This window comes from Pseudoalteromonas sp. SG41-5 (genome assembly GCF_014164495.1).
GTDB lineage: Bacteria > Pseudomonadota > Gammaproteobacteria > Enterobacterales > Alteromonadaceae > Pseudoalteromonas > Pseudoalteromonas rhizosphaerae.
Genome location: NZ_JACJFH010000103.1, coordinates 1 through 15,330, shown reverse-complemented (window position 1 = coordinate 15,330; position 15,330 = coordinate 1). Strand labels below are relative to the sequence as shown.

Annotated in this window: 16 protein-coding genes; 6 read left to right on the top strand and 10 right to left on the bottom strand. The window is 37.6% G+C overall.

What is annotated here, in order from left to right; genetic code table 11:
- Nucleotides 1-436: 436 nt before the first annotated feature.
- Entirely contained in the window at nt 437-724 is a 288-nt protein-coding gene (locus H5232_RS19665; protein WP_182831373.1) for a hypothetical protein, read from the top strand.
- A 115-nt stretch (nt 725-839) separates the two neighbouring features.
- Nucleotides 840-1,505 (top strand): endonuclease, encoded by a 666-nt coding sequence (locus tag H5232_RS19660; RefSeq protein WP_182831372.1) that lies wholly within the window; start codon nt 840-842, stop codon nt 1,503-1,505.
- Nucleotides 1,506-1,588: 83 nt separating this feature from the next.
- On the opposite strand, the gene H5232_RS24760 is transcribed toward H5232_RS19660, so the two are convergent.
- The 8 genes from H5232_RS24760 to H5232_RS19620 all read right to left on the bottom strand — a co-directional run bounded on the left by H5232_RS24760 (nt 1,589) and on the right by H5232_RS19620 (nt 12,099).
- Nucleotides 1,589-1,720, bottom strand: a complete 132-nt coding sequence (locus H5232_RS24760) for an MbcA/ParS/Xre antitoxin family protein (RefSeq protein WP_182831371.1) — start codon at nt 1,718-1,720, stop codon at nt 1,589-1,591.
- A protein-coding gene (locus H5232_RS19650) for an IS3 family transposase (RefSeq protein WP_182831370.1) occupies nt 1,717-2,879 on the bottom strand; the annotation gives its coding sequence in 2 pieces (ribosomal slippage) (nt 1,717-2,624 and nt 2,624-2,879; 1,164 coding nt in all). Before H5232_RS19650 ends, H5232_RS24760 begins: the two co-directional genes overlap by 4 nt.
- A gap of 633 nt (nt 2,880-3,512) precedes the next feature.
- Nucleotides 3,513-5,312, bottom strand: a complete 1,800-nt coding sequence (locus H5232_RS19645; protein ID WP_182831369.1) for a P-loop NTPase fold protein — start codon at nt 5,310-5,312, stop codon at nt 3,513-3,515.
- Between the two features lie 365 nt (nt 5,313-5,677).
- Entirely contained in the window at nt 5,678-6,898 is a 1,221-nt protein-coding gene (locus H5232_RS19640; protein ID WP_182831368.1) for a hypothetical protein, read from the bottom strand.
- A 501-nt stretch (nt 6,899-7,399) separates the two neighbouring features.
- Nucleotides 7,400-9,112, bottom strand: a complete 1,713-nt coding sequence (locus H5232_RS19635; RefSeq protein WP_182831367.1) for an LA2681 family HEPN domain-containing protein — start codon at nt 9,110-9,112, stop codon at nt 7,400-7,402.
- 372 nt (nt 9,113-9,484) lie between these two features.
- Nucleotides 9,485-10,927 carry a DUF4041 domain-containing protein gene (locus H5232_RS19630; protein ID WP_182831366.1) on the bottom strand — a complete coding sequence of 481 codons (1,443 nt, stop codon included), beginning with the start codon at nt 10,925-10,927 and terminating at the stop codon, nt 9,485-9,487.
- Nucleotides 10,928-10,930: 3 nt separating this feature from the next.
- Nucleotides 10,931-11,245, bottom strand: a complete 315-nt coding sequence (locus H5232_RS19625) for a hypothetical protein (protein WP_182831365.1) — start codon at nt 11,243-11,245, stop codon at nt 10,931-10,933.
- Between the two features lie 149 nt (nt 11,246-11,394).
- Nucleotides 11,395-12,099 carry a hypothetical protein gene (locus H5232_RS19620; protein WP_182831364.1) on the bottom strand — a complete coding sequence of 235 codons (705 nt, stop codon included), beginning with the start codon at nt 12,097-12,099 and terminating at the stop codon, nt 11,395-11,397.
- A gap of 199 nt (nt 12,100-12,298) precedes the next feature.
- On the opposite strand from H5232_RS19620, the gene H5232_RS19615 reads away from it, so the two are divergent.
- From H5232_RS19615 to H5232_RS19605, 3 genes are all read left to right on the top strand, one after another.
- On the top strand, nt 12,299-12,568 hold the full coding sequence (locus H5232_RS19615; protein WP_182759083.1) for a hypothetical protein: 270 nt from the start codon (nt 12,299-12,301) through the stop codon (nt 12,566-12,568).
- A gap of 67 nt (nt 12,569-12,635) precedes the next feature.
- Nucleotides 12,636-12,971: a hypothetical protein gene (locus tag H5232_RS19610; protein ID WP_182759082.1), complete on the top strand. Its 336-nt coding sequence runs from the start codon at nt 12,636-12,638 to the stop codon at nt 12,969-12,971.
- A 24-nt stretch (nt 12,972-12,995) separates the two neighbouring features.
- Nucleotides 12,996-13,520: a hypothetical protein gene (locus H5232_RS19605; protein WP_182759081.1), complete on the top strand. Its 525-nt coding sequence runs from the start codon at nt 12,996-12,998 to the stop codon at nt 13,518-13,520.
- Nucleotides 13,521-13,535: 15 nt separating this feature from the next.
- On the opposite strand, the gene H5232_RS19600 is transcribed toward H5232_RS19605, so the two are convergent.
- A complete protein-coding gene (locus tag H5232_RS19600) occupies nt 13,536-14,009 on the bottom strand; it encodes an RES family NAD+ phosphorylase (protein WP_182759080.1) in 474 nt (157 codons plus the stop codon).
- Complete coding sequence (locus tag H5232_RS19595; RefSeq protein ID WP_182759079.1) at nt 14,009-14,452, bottom strand: MbcA/ParS/Xre antitoxin family protein; 444 nt, start codon at nt 14,450-14,452, stop codon at nt 14,009-14,011. The genes H5232_RS19600 and H5232_RS19595 overlap by 1 nt, the downstream gene beginning before the upstream one ends.
- Before the next feature lie 207 nt (nt 14,453-14,659).
- On the opposite strand from H5232_RS19595, the gene H5232_RS19590 reads away from it, so the two are divergent.
- Nucleotides 14,660-15,330 (top strand): tyrosine-type recombinase/integrase (locus H5232_RS19590; RefSeq protein WP_182831363.1); only part of this gene is annotated, 671 nt, incomplete at its 3' end.

Sequence of the window (15,330 nt, the reverse complement as noted above, 5' to 3'; positions counted from 1 at the left end):
AAAAGATACCCAACACCTGACTGGCTCACCATCAATAAGGATTTAAAGCAGCACAAACATTTGACGTTGCAGTTAGTATTCGATGAAATGCGTGAGAAAGTCGGTGAGCCTTATTACAGCTATAGTCACTTCTGCCGGGCCTAACTGGCACTTTGCCGAAGTTTCAACTTTATGCGATGTATAGTCATTGAAAAAGTTGACTTAGAAATCAATTCTTACCAGTAATTTTAGATACTTTTCCCCTGTATGAATTTTATACTTTTTTGGTGGATAAATTGTAATTACATGTATCTGAGTCTAAGTTATTTAAAGTGAGGCTGTTTGAAATCGTATATTGAATATTAAAGGGGATTCTCGCTAATACGATGTATATTATTTTTCAGTAGCTTGATTAACTGCCTGTTCAGGTTTATTTAAACTAACGAAGGAATGAAAAATGTCAGATACCTTAGCTATTACTTTGTACGATGATATCGATGATTACTTAGATGGTGAATTAGATGAGGCTCTTGCGAAGAGGGCTGTTATTCAAGCTGTAGAACAAGCTAGTTCCGATTTAACTTTCTCAACTGACGAAATTAAATTTAAAAACTATTTTAAAAATCATATCAGTGAAAACCACGACACTTCGCTAGTCCACTACTTAGAGGCGAACGTTGGGTACTTCTTTGTTATTTGCCCTTTAACGGATCAGGTAAACGTAGTTTTTTGTAGATGGGATTAATATAACAAATCAATCCAGTTGGACGCCAGTGAAACTGGCGTCTCTCCGAGAGGAATTAACACTGTGTATTTTTTCAATGCAAACATAGATAAACACGAGAGTTGAGTAATTAAATATGAAGGCTTTAATTATCTCATTTTGGTTTTTAACGTTTTACGTTAACGCAGACCAAACGGTAATTCCGGACTACAATACAGCTAGAGATCATTGGTTTTGGGATAAATTATATATATTTGGAGGCGAAGGGCTGTATTGCTCAATCCCATATAATAATAAAGGCTACTATTTGAACCATGAAGGCAAAACAAAAACGATGACTTTAGAGCACGTATATTCGGCTGATTGGATTGCAGATCATCATAGCTGTGATAGTAGAGACACGTGCCAAGCAGTCTCTTATAAAAGAGCAGAAGCTGACTTACACAATCTTTGGCCCACCCACGGTGGTGTAAATTCGTCTCGAAGTAATTACCCGTTTAAAGAAATTCCAGATGAAATTTCCGAGAACAGGTATGCTGAGAAAGGTTGCTCTGATTTTGAGCGAGTTTACGGAGTAAGTAAGGATGAGATTTTCGTAGAGCCTCAAGATATTGTTAAAGGCCGTATAGCACGATCAATGCTTTATATGAATTCTGAATATGGGCTACCTTTAAGGGGAATGCAAAACCTAATGCTGCGTTGGCACATTAAATATCCAGCAGATAGTGAAGAACTATGGAGAAATTACGCTATTTATAAGTTGCAAGGTACTTATAATCCATGGATAAGTAAGATTAAATAAGGTTAAGTATCAAAATAAACTTAGAATTGGTAATCACACTTTAGGTTGCCCTAACTTTTTGTTCGTAGCTAGCGGGTGTTTAGTTAAAACTGTGCATCTAAGTAATGTCTTACTTCGCGCAAGTTCACTACTAGCCCGATCAACAAAAAATCTAGCGCTGAGGACTCGCCAAACGCCGTATTCGGCTTATGAAGCCATTCATTTGTTGTGGTCAACTAATTCCGGACAGTAAATTAAGTTTTTCTTCTGCTATAGCAGGGGCAACCATTTGGTTGTGGCTATGTGGCCTGCGCCAGTTATAATAATTCATTAAATAATAGCTAATATCTTTTTCAGCTTCTTGGTAATTACTATAACCTAACGAAGGAACCCATTCCGTTTTTAAGCTTCTAAATAGGCGCTCCATCGGGGCATTATCCCAGCAATTTCCTCGGCGGCTCATACTTTGTTCTATACGGTAACGCCACAGCCTTTGTTGAAACCTTTTTGCGCTGTACTGACTGCCTTGGTCTGAATGAAATATCAGCCCAGGTGGCTTGCCTCGTTGCTCGTATGCCCTATCTAATGCTTTAATAACTAAGTCAGTATCAGGCTTATCTGACATTGCCCAGCCAACCACACGACGAGCAAATAAGTCGATAATAACAGCTAGATAAGACCATTTATTACCTGTCCAAATATACGTAATATCCCCACACCAAACTTGGTTTGGGCCATCAACGTCAAACTCACGGTTAAGTATGTTTGGAATATCTAGCCGCTCCACCGTCGCTAATTTATATGAATGAGGCCCTGGTTGTTTGCATACCAATCCCAAGTCACGCATGATGCGGCGTACCTTAAAGATACCAATAGGTAAGCCAGCGTCGTTTAGCATCGCCACTAATGTGCGGCTACCAGCAGCTCCACGACTGAGTGAGAATAACTCACTAATCGTTGACCTAAGCTGCACCTCTTCAAGCTTAATTGATGCCACACGCTGCTTAAAATCATAATAACTAGAACGCGGAACATCAAACACGCTACAGACCATTTCTAAAGACTCATGCTCACTTAAATGGCCTATCAACGAATATTGTTCATCTCGTCTGACATTAAGAGAGCGGTAGCCTTTTTTAAAATTGTTTTTTCTCTTTCAAGTCGATTAATTTTAGCTTCAAGCTCCTGAATTTTAAGCTGTTCAGGAGTAAGAGCTTTAGAGTTTGGTGTTGTGCCACCACGCTCATCTTGTAATTGTTTAACCCAGCGACGAAGCGCTGTTTCACCGACTTCTAGTGAGCGAGCAGCTTCAGGGAATGAGTATCCTTCATCAAGGACTAATTTTGCTGAATCAAGTTTAAACTCTTGAGAAAAAGAGCGACGTTGTTTTGTCATAGAACACCTCTGTTTGAGTGGTAATAATACCACCTAAATTGGTGTCCGGTTTCATTGAATCACAACAATTAGCCTGCCTTTGCTCAGGAAACAGGGTCCCTAAATTTTTATAGATACCCACCATGTAGGAAATTCGCTCTAATACATCATTTTCTAACGATGTTACCTCGCCGCATTTCCATGTTTCAAATACATCAGTCGCGGGGTTACCGAGCAAAATACGCTGCTTTTTTCATCAACCTGCCACTTTTTCAAGATGTTAAAGATCACTTTTAAAGCTAATCTATATGATTTTGGTGATTTTAAACTTACATTTGAGCTTGCCATGTCGGATTTATGCCTTGTGATTGATACATTATTTATAGTTTAAATCTGAAATAGTCGCAGATAAGTTAGTCGATTTTTTTATTTAATTATATGTTGGGGGGTTACTGTAACCAACTATCTGCTCATGGCACAGAGCCGTCCTTCAGCTCTAACTCATTTATGGACATAAATGAGTTAGTCCTACGCTTCTAAAGGTGAACGATTAGGTAATGTATAGTTTTAAGATAAATTTTATATTCTCCCGACAAACTCCCCCTAAAATTAATTTGTGTAATCTCTGTTACGGAGTTTTGGTTTTATCTAACTTCAATCTCTATTATAACTTTCTGCTTTCTCAATGAACTTAACTCCCTTATCCAAGTAATCTTCTATCAACAAATTAAGGCTGCCTTTTAATCTGGAGGCCGACATTGAAGGGACTTTTAATTCGAGGTGTTCTTTAAGTTGACGAACGAACTTAAACTCATCTTGTAAGTATTCACGAATATTACTAACTGTGTATCTACTCTCGATAAACTGGCCGAAAACTATAATGTCTAACAACTTCCAGCTCTCGAAGGCTTGGTAGACTTCTTTTGCATCAAACAGGTGTAAAAAAGGTTTCATATCATAATTCTGGTAAATTTCACTACTAGCTGTAGACCAGCAAGCTAGAAATTGTTTTTGAAGTTCACTCTGCTTAATACCAATAGATAACTTATCATTTAAGGGCTTAGCAAAATGATACAGTTCGTCTACTAAGGGGTGCATATTTTGAAGGCTCATCTCTTGATAACGATGCGGAGATACTGGCTTAAGAGCTTTTGAATTTTCAACCATCGCTTTAGCTCTTTCATACTCAACGTTAATATTTTCTTGTATGTACTTATTTTTAATAAGGAAGATGTAAGCATTAAGTGCTGTAAACCAATCGTAAAAGTGTTTAGGTTCGACTGTGCTGCCAAATAAGAATTCTTTAGTTTCTTTCACAGCTTCTTCAAATTGCTCATCTGTTAGGTCATAAAAAGAAAAAGATTTGATTCTATCAAGGAGTTTACCTTGTATTGGGAGGTTAAAATCTTTGGTTAGTTCATCTGGCATCGTTGTTATATTAAGACAATAACTGACTAAGGCAGGTGTTACATTGCCTGTAGGATTCTGAATGCAGCGACGTATGTTTTCCAAACGTAAGCAAGCCAACCTTTCCTCTGCACTCTCCACCGCTTTTTTAGGTCCATCTTCTGAATCAAACATTTTGTCTTTGTCAGATGAATGCCTTGTTGACTCCTGACAAATCTCATCAAAACTAGCTCCATACTCATAATGAGCATAAGTGATTGCAAAGACTTGATTTATAACATTTGAAAGTGCAGATTTTTTATCAACGTCATGAAGTATTTCTATCTGAGCTTTAATAGGCACAAAGCGCTGCATGGCTCGGAGTACGATTCGATAATTAGATATTTTTAGTCTAGAAATAACTTCTTTAGCTGAAGCAGAGGTTGCATCATCCAGATGTCGATCATATTTATTTCTAATAACCCCAAAAATCTCGTCTGGTGAAGAGGTTAGTATAACCTTATTGTTGAAGGTTTTTTCGAGAATAGATTTGTCTTCAATATGCTCCTCATTAGCTAAAACTAGCATGGCAACATTGATATTATTTTCGACCAGATTTAAACATTCACCAAGTACCTCTGAAGCGAGTGTTTTACTTGATACTCGCTCCAAGTCATCGATGACGAAAGCACAATTACTTATCTTAGAGAGCAGTTTTTGCTTAATTGGCTGAGCAAGAGAATTTGCAAGTGCTAGAGTTGCACCTCTATCCCCGAATCCTTTTGCTACATTGCCAATAACATTTTTAATCATTGAAGAGTTGTTAATGGAGTTTTTGCTATTGAAGTAACTTAATGACACCAACTTATCTCTAAAATCATCTAAACTAGACACCCCGTATAAAGAGATATAATGAGCTTGGTCATATTTATCCTCTAGCATAGGCACGATGCTGCGCTTCGCGAGATATGTTTTACCACAACCCCATTTCCCACTAAGAAGCTGTATAGCAGGAAAACTATCTTCATTGAGATTATCAATGATTTGTTTCGTAACATTTTTAGACATATAGAAATCGTTCACTTAAAGATATTTAATAACAGAGTACTTCATTTTACTCAAATGGCGCTAGCCCCAAAAAAACCAAATGATGGGGCAAACATAACGTCTAGACTATGCAAAACCCTATAACATTAGCTTTTTCTATAGCCAAAGCATTATTCACCCTATTTACCTTTTGAACGGCGAAACTCATATTGGGGCAAAGGCGAGTTATATTCATAACCCGTCGATGGATAAAAACGTTTTACAATTAGTACGATATGACTGATTTCATATCAGATAACGTAATGAAATTTATAACAATAGCCTAATTTCATTAGCCATGACATGAGATACTTATTAATCATCGTTTATTGCTCTTGGATAGGAAGCTAACGGTCATTTTCTATAAATTGATTAATCCAGTTAGCTATAGCAATTCGAACTATTCGATAACTTTCTCTGAATAGTAAGTCTCTAATTCTAGATTCAACACTTTGAAATGTAATGACTGAATTTCTTTCATATTTATATTCACCGCCAGCAAATTTCCCCCTATGAAAATGAGCAGATCTAACTTCACCGTGCATGAAATCTAAAATATTACTAAGTTTTATTTCATTTTTTGCATAGTGACGTATAAAATTACTGAAGTGCTTATTTTCACTAGACTCACACTGAGCTAACGCTTCTATAGACGCCACAAGATATGATAATTTTACTGTTGGAGAATATCTTCCCGAAGTGGACGAAATTTGATACATAAAGCAACAATTATTAAAAGCTTCCTGAACTTCATCGGAAGAGTTGTCTAGTTTTGAAAATAACTTTCTGGTCTCATTCGGTAAACATAATAAATCACCAATGAAACGAAGGTGAGGAAATACACTATTATTAAACTTTCCGCATGGCATCAACTCTTTTTTCTTTGGCATACGTTTAAGATTATGACCAAGGCCATAGTAACCAGTCTGATATAATTTACTCTCACAGTTAGAAAGGTCATTAGTGTCAATGCACCATTTATGTTCTGTTATTGGTGGGTTAATTCCTATATCAAGTAGTAAAGATAATCGAGCCGCTATAATATCAGATTCGATGTTCCCTTTAGCATCAGCATCAGGGCCATCAATTGCACTAACATTTAACTCTATAGAAAAGTATCTTTCGACATTACCCCAAGTCTTGTTTTTGACATCATCTATAATAGGGGCAATTCTAAAACCTCTAATCCAATATTCACCATCTAGCTGAGGTCCAGTATAAGTATAATGATACCTTCGATAAAAAATATCTTTTTTATCATCCAAAGATTTCATAAGTGAGTCAATTATCAGTTGGTTTATTTTTTCCTTAAACTCTCCACTTTTATTATCATCAAATTCCAAATATTTTAAATTTCCGTCTAAACTTGAAACTATTCTTATGAAAAAACTTTCTTCTTTTCCATTAATATCCCCTGATATATTTGTGTCGTTAAAATAGCTATCCCCTTCAAAATATGATGAACCAAAAGATTTCTTCCTGAAATCTTGAAAGAATACATCCAAGTAATTAAGAAATAGTCTAACGCGTTCTTTGTTAGTGATAATTGACAGGTCTAATCGTTCCATTGTCTACCGCTCATTGGCTTCAGTCGATGTATATCATCAACTTATCAATAATACTAACCAGTTTGTAGTGTTTCATATCACATTGCTTGAATATCGTTAATTCGTTAGACACCGTAATTCATTACTATAACTAGGGCTTGTTGATACTATTAGGCTTCAACATTTGGTCTTTGCTAACTTGAAATGGGGCATAGGCGAGTTACATTTATAACACGTTGATGGACGAAAACGCTTCAGAGCCGAATGACAGCTCTGTGCCAACTGCTGCCATTCAACAATAACTTAACAACATAAATTCAATTGTGAGAACGGACGTTAAACTAATTTTTGGAAAGAAATGTTTTAGAACAAGCGCTTCAATGCCTAAAATACCAATAGCAAACCTAATGGACATTACTCAAATCAACCAAGCTTAATATTGTGCTAAGTTCGATACGACTCAGCACACAGAACTAAAAATATTGAATACAAAACTAAAAGCTGGAGAAGAGATATAACTCCTTATCTCAAAGGTATATCACGAGGTAAAGCGATACCTTCTTGATGTTCCTTTTTCATCTCTGAATCTAAATTGATTGCTAATGATAGATACATTATGGAGTTTCTGACTAACTTTATTAATGAAAATAGTCGAACTTCAAGGTCATCAACCGTTATATGAAGTGTATGAGAAGAAAGCTTTTGTTTTTCATATCGTTGAGAGTTTAAGCCCGCAAGTTTATCTTCAAGCTTTTTTTGCTTAGCCCTATTTTTTTGTTCTAAATCCTTGTTTTTCGACCTTCGAGCGTTTGCAATTTTCTGGTTTATTTCGTCTAACTTGGTTTCCAGTTCTGAATAACCACTATTGAAGCGCTCAGTTGATAGCTTATTTACGATATCGAAGTTAGTTATCAAGTGGTATGACTCTGCGTCAACAACAACCAAAGAGCGATGTTCCATAGCGTTTCTAATTTCGCTAAATTTTTCAGCACTCGGATTAATCCATTTTGAGACTGATTCAAACCCTTTTACATCTCTCAATTCTTGTAGGATAAAGAAAAGAGCATTGATGAAGTGGTTTTGACCACCTTCCAACTTCTCGTTTGGCTTCCAACTTCTACTATTGAGCTTTTGGAATAGCTTATCAATGTAGATCTTATTGTCTTTTGATATGTCATTCAAATCAAAGAAGCGGTGAATGAAATAAGCAATTTTATCGAAAAGGGAATATAGGATTTTGAATGCAGATTTCAAATGACTGACTTTCAAATTATCAATCGCACCACAACGAGTATCTACGTGCTGAAAGGTCTTGTTAGAGTAATGAATTTCATCATTTTCAATAGACATTGCTTGATACATTAAGTATCTCGCATAACAGTAATCATTTTTAATCTCATCGTAGTTTCCGTGATAAGTCAGTTCATCAGTTTCACTGAGTAAATCATTGAAGCGTTGAGTAAATGAAGATAAACCAAGTACATCTTGATAAACTATCTCAGACTTACATACATCATTTAAATCGTTGATAAATAGCCGATTATCAGCACACCATGATAAGTATTTCTTCTGTCTGTTAGATTCAAATTGCTCTTTAAATTCATCAAAATAGTTAAATGAATAATTTTCATAATTTTCGTGATACCAGCTTCTAAAATGATGAAGCCGTCCACCCTCATCAATTGGGATACGCTGTTCTGGTTCAAGCAACTCCTCAAAAGGTTTGAGTTCTTCTAACAGTTTCGCAGCAGTATAGTAATGATATTCTCTATGTCCTGAGTCATAGATAGAATCTGCTATAAACAGTTCATTTCGAGCCTTTGCAACGTAGGCAACCGGATTATTGTCTAATCGTATTGCTTCATCATAAAGTTCAATACAACATAATGCTCGCCCTTGTGAAGAAAGGTGATTGGCTAAGTTTGTACAGATCATTGATTTTAACCTTATGGTATTAGGTGAAGCCTCAACGCTGTTTATCATTGCTAATGCTTTTCGATAGCAAACAGCTACTTTTACCATCTCTTGTGAGTACCACTTGGACGTTCGAGGGTGATATAAGGCAGAATAACAATTAGCCAATGCGTAATAGTATTGAGCTTCATAAAGTGCTGAATCGAACTGGTACTCATGTGCTTCGTGCTCATCTACGTAGACTTGCAGTTTTACTAAATCACCTGATAGCAGCAGGTCATCTGCTTTTAGTAAAAACTCTACCAACTGTTCATACTTCATCCTAAACCCTTACCTAAAATATCAGCTCTCATATTGCACCTTAACTTAATGAATTTCATCTTAAATTTTCAATAATCCGTCCAACTTTTCATTCTTTTCTTTTGGTATAAAAAGTAAATGAAACATAGCTTTACCTATTCTAAATGCACTAATAACATATAAATATTCTAAGGTTGAACAACTAAGCAGTGTGCAACGCTACAAAAACTTACCACTGCACTTAAGGCTCTTTATAGATTTCTTAATGGAATTTACTGAAACATAAACTGGACACTTCACTTTGGCCGAAGTTTAACGTTGCTAGCACGCAGTGGGGTGCAAAGGTGAGCCAGCGCTGAACTGGCTGATTCGAAGGTGGAAAAAACTATTAAATCATGCGGCATCACTAAGACGGAGGCTTTCGTAATAGTCTTCCGCCAGAGCGGTCATTTTGAACTCAGCATCTACTCCAGCGATTTTCTCAACGGCATCTTTAATTTCCTCTAGATCGACACTGAAGAACTCCTTACGAAGGTTAATTGCATTAACACGTTGAGAATGGAATTCACGATGCAAAGCTGTTTCGAGTGCAGGTGCATCATCAGTATAAATCATGGCATGTACGTCAAATGGGAATGGTACACTGGCATCACCAAGCTCTTTAACTCTGTCCATAGGCTCAAGCCTGCGTGTTAAGCCTATCTTGTAAACATCTTCTCCAAAGGAACCAATGTTACTTATCACGTACACATGGCCCTTACGAGTTTGTTCCGCCATACTCTTGGCACGTTCTTCTTTGGCTTCAGCTTCGGCTAATTGCTGCTCTAGAATGGCTATTCTTTGTTCCATTTCACTACGTTCTTGTTCATTAGCTTGGGCAAGCTCTTGCTGAGCTTTATCAAGAAGGTTTCGATACATTTTTTCTTCTTTCTCAGCTTCAGCAATAGCTTTTTCAAACTCCTTTATTGCTCTCTGCTCTTCACGAATTTGCTCTTTGATAAGCTTCTGCTCGGCTATTTCTTCCTGCTTCTTCAGGGTATATTGATACTGAAGCTTACATTCTTCGAATTTTAGTTCGATGTAGTCAATATCAAAGCCGCACTCCAGTGTCGCAGCTGACTTTTCTAGATTGTTTGCTAGTTTCTCGATTCGTTCCAGCGTACGACCAAATGAGCTTGGAGAAACCTTGCCAATAAGCATGTCACATTCAATATTGAACGCAGTTAGCATTAGCTTAACTTGACCATTGAGGATTTTTTTATTCAAAGGCTTATCATTAGAAATAACGGTCGTTTCTGGGAAGGTGACTGCGGTTTTGGCTTTAATCATATCTTTTTGTTGCTGCCGTATGTCTTTGATCCCTTCAGAATAGCGAGTTGATGTTTCGTAGAGATATTGTGGCATTTCAAAGTGACCATGAGCAGTATATTCATCGAGTCGTGAATACAAGTCTATCCCACCCATAAGCTCGTTCAGATCCTGTTCGCTCTTTTCAATATTGGCATTAAGCTCATTTAGAGTGCTTTGGGCCGCGTCAAGAGACTGTTGCTGTTCTAGAATATTAACTTTAAGAGAGTCATCTTGTCCTTTCAAAGCTTGTAGGTCGGCAGTTTCAGCGTTAATTTTGGAAAGCGCCAGCTTTGCTATCTCATTAGTTTGCTGTAGTGATTCATTTGCTTTCTTTAATGTCTCGTGCTCTTCTTTGGCTTTCGTTAACGCTTCATCAATTGACTTGTACTGTCCAACTTTTTTATCCGCAGAGCGTTTCGTCACTATATAGGTCAGCAAAACTGCTAACAAAGATATGCCTGCTAATATCAGTAAATTATTATCCATTGTTTACCTTAAAACCTCTTGTATGAATTGCTTTCTAAGGGCGGCTCGTTCTTCGCAGCGGTCTTGGTACTCTTCATTTGCATTTGATAGCGCATTTTTAAATGCTTGCTTTGCTGCGGATTGTTGCTGTCTTACTTGCCGCTGTAGTTCTCGCTGAGCTTCACGCACACCTCTTTCATGCTCTCTAAGTGCTTGAGCTTCAGCACGTTGCCGAGCTTTCTTTCTACGCTGAGCTTCGCGGGTGGCTTGTTTGTTGGCTCTATCTATAGCTTTAACAACCTTTATAGCCGTCCTTAAACCATTTCCTCGTCTGGCCAATGCATTTCTCCTTTAAGCAAATCAGAATTATGCTTCCGATGCTAGCACAACAAAATTGTAAGGGTTACATTGAAATCAAATAGATTGCATAAAGTCTATAGCTACGAGAGCACTAAGTGGACTTCCCAGCTTTCACTAGACAGTTTACTTCAGAAAAATTCGTTTTTTATAGTATCCTGTAAGGAAATTTTATCATTCTTCGTCAGGATACTTATTTTAACTCTAGCCCTTGTGATATAAGTGATCAAAAAGTATCCTGTTCTTATTTTACATATTTGGATCCTCGGCGCAAGTTTGTAGCCCATATCTGTTAATGTAACTACGTCAATTGTTTCATTTCGTAGGTCAAGCGCTACCGCTCGTGCTTTGGATTCCGAGGAGCGGGAGCCTGACAGATTTAATATTTTATCTGTTTGATACTTAGATTTCAGTTGCTTAGTAAAATCGATTAAGGGGGTTATTTTCCAATCTGATGTGCATTGCCGTCTGCCAACCTGATTATTCATTGTTCTTAACAAAAGGCCGCGACCGATATACTGAACGAGAGGCCTTGATTGCGTCTTAGGCTGTATAAAAGTTGATACAATTGGTAAGTTGAACTCTTCCCCGTACGACTCTAAAGCTAAATGACAATCTTTTAGAAAATCCATTATTTCAAAATTGTCTATTGTTGTATCAACCGTAGTAACATGTAGTGGCCCAACATTAGGATTAACCAACACCGCCTGCTTTAGCGCTTCCGCAGCACAGTGCGCTACACAAAAGGAGTCCTTGCCGCTTATACCTACTTGGGGTACGTAGCCCCTCAAATACAAATCTCTTAATGTAGAAATTGTTTTACTAACTTTGGACATTTTATTATGCACCCTAATAATAATTTTTATCCAAGTTAGCATCTATCATAAATTGCGCTACTCATTCAAAATTAAGGTAACTAAAAGTTATACAAAACCAAAACAAGCAATTAATAATTAACGTTGTTACCGCTTTTTAAAGTGTAGGAAAAACACTAGATAAGCTACACTGTGTAAAAAAACAGTTAACGGTGGTTTTATGTCATTTGATGATGGATTAAAGTCAGGCAATTACTCTAAAAACCCCTACAGTGAAGATAGTGCGGAGTTTGATAGTTTTGAAAGAGGATGCACTCAAGCACTTAAAAGAGGTATATTAAATATAGACAGGTTACGAGCAGACGTTGACTACTACAGTAGTAATAGACCAGCGTTTATTGATATGTCTGAGTTAAAAGGCTCTAAAGTCATTGATGGAAATAATTTAGAGCCGCTTTCAAATAGCTATGCGCGTGCTAAAGGTTATTGAATATGCTTGTTTACTCTAATTAGTTTTTTATATAGCTTAGATTTTCACGCAAACAATGGATAAATTCGTGACTATTTACGGAAAGAAAAAGTCAAATGTTGATGTACGTGTCCCAACCCGAGCCGAACTAAAGCGAATAGGGCTTTCAACAGGCGTTGTGTTATGTGTGTTTGTTGTCAATAAAACAGACACAGATGAATATTTAGCTTTCTCTGAGCCAATGGGCAGTGAGTATAAACGAGGGTGGGGTAGTACCCCCGAAGCAGCTCAAGTGTATTCAAATCCCAAAAATGCATTGAGCGCTATAACTGGTTACGATAAAGGGGTTATTGAAAGATGCCCTTTGTTTGAGCATAAGAAACAAATTTTTGTTTGGCCAATGCCTGATGAAGCTTTTGAGTAGTTAACTTTAAAAGGAACTTTTAGTATGACAGTAACTAAATGCAATTTAACCATTGATGATATTTTTGGTGAGGGCGCTGTTGATGCCCCGAAATATTTAGCGCCAGAATCCAGGGCAAGAAACTTAGCTTTGTTTTCTTCGTTCCCTGAGCGATTAGCAAGAACTAGAATAGAAAAATTCAATTTTTACTCTGTACAAGAAATTCCCATATGCTCCAAATATAAGCCACCAACTAAGTTAAGGTTCATCAAAACAGATCAGAAATTTTGTGGCTCTAAACTGGTGACCATAAGCGTTGGTATAAAAAAGCTAATAGCGTTTAATGAAGAGCACTTTTTGAGCTTGCACGCCGAACGATACGATAAAGTTAAAAATGCAATTGCTAACGGTGAAATTGATATGCCAATGGTTTATTTATCAGAAGAAAAATTGCCGTATGTTGGTGACGGTAGGCATCGTATTATTGCGTTACATAAATTCGACTTTTCATCAGTGGAGGTAATGGTACCTGCCGATAAGGTAGATACCATAAAGAAGTGTTTCTTATAATCAATAATTTATTTACTACAGCTTAGTAGCTAGACGATTTGGGTAAACAAAGTCAGAACAGTCAATGCATTTAATTTTACTTGCATCGGAATGTTGGGGATTGATAATAAAGTTATATTCTTCTGGACATAGACTTGACGGCACTTGGAGTACAGCAGCCTCTTCGGACATTAAATAGTCACTCCCAATTGACTGAGTATCCGCAGCATACGGGTATGCGTTCCAACCCGCAGGAAGCTCACCCTCAACCAATCGCTTTACCTTCAAAGTATCTGGAATTTGTATAATAACGACACTTAGATTTTCTTTAAGAATTTCTTGAGAGTCATTAACTAACCGCTCAAGCATTGCCAGTGAGCGTGTTGATGCGGTATAAACAATGGGTGCACCGGCATAATGCCATCTGCCCTCCGCTACCATGCCGCCTAACCCTGAAAGACAGTTGCTCACATTGTTATATTGCTTAGGACCTATACGATAAACAATCATTACGCGGTAAATCCATACTGTAGTCCGTTAATAACTCTTCGTATCAATTCGCGCCCACGGATACTGTTCATCATTGAACGCGGTGGTTGATTATCAAATTGGACGTTCGGCGTGTCTAGCCACGTATTCCAGTTGTCGATATTACCAAAATATCCCGCACCAAAGCTTGATAATCTTGCTACTTCTAGCGCATTCTCGCTGATCTGTTTATTTAAGGGCTTTTCTTTGTTGCGTAACAAAGTGCGTTCAGTCGTCCCCAGTGCTTTGGCTATAACACCCATTTCCCAATGCATTAACGTAGAAAAAGCACGCAAACCGGCTGTTGTGATCCCGATTTGTGCTGTGGCTATTTCAGCCATGGGGTTTGAGTGTGTATTTAATTTACCAAGCGTGACGACATTGAGAAAGTCGGGCCGTGTGCTTTTATGTTGTAGTGTACTCATTAGAAACTTACCATTTAAGACATCTGTCTTTTATTGTAGTGACATTTGTCCGTTTTCGCAATGTAAAGCTTTATATATGCCTGAGTGAACAGATAAGAGTAAACCCTTTTAGCTTACTATTCCAATATCACCAACAAACACAACGCCTGTGGTTTTTGGTGTTTATGTAATATACTATGTTGGAATTGGGTGTAAACTAGGTGTTATATGCCATTTGAGAAAGGTCATAAGCCTGTGCGTAGACGGCCTGTTTCTGACGCGGTAAAGCGGCTTGAAGCAAGCAGAAAAGGCGCAGGGAAAATAGAAAGCAAAGCGCAGCTAAAGCACATACTTGCTAATGCTAATCGTGGTGAAACCGCAGAGAGAAACGTAGCTTTAATTTGGTTCTTGTTCGGCTCATTAACGCGCATTGGTGAAACTTGCCAGTTGCTAGTTAAAGATGTTTTTACTAAATCAGGCGAGCTGAAATCTATTTTTAGAATGAGAGCTGATTACACCAAAACCAATCAAAGCCGTGACTGTGCTTTAGTTTTAAAGCAACAAAGGCAAGCCATTTTAGCTTGGCGTGACAGACGCATTAAAGATAAAGGCATGCTGTCCCTTGACGGTAGTTATGGCGGGTTAAATGGTGACAGCCCTCTATTTTTAGCTAAGAGCGGTAAGCGCTGGGTTAAGTTGTCGTTTAACGTCAAAAAGTATCAAACTCAAGACGGGCAAAAAGAAACGCTAGTTTGCTCAAGCATGGAGAACTACGTTAGAAACCTGTTTAAGAGTTGCGGCTTTAAACAAGGCTCAAGCCACTCAGGGCGTAAAAGTACCGCCAGCCTACTATCTGATGCTGGTGTCGATTATGACGTTATACAAATGGCTATAGGCCA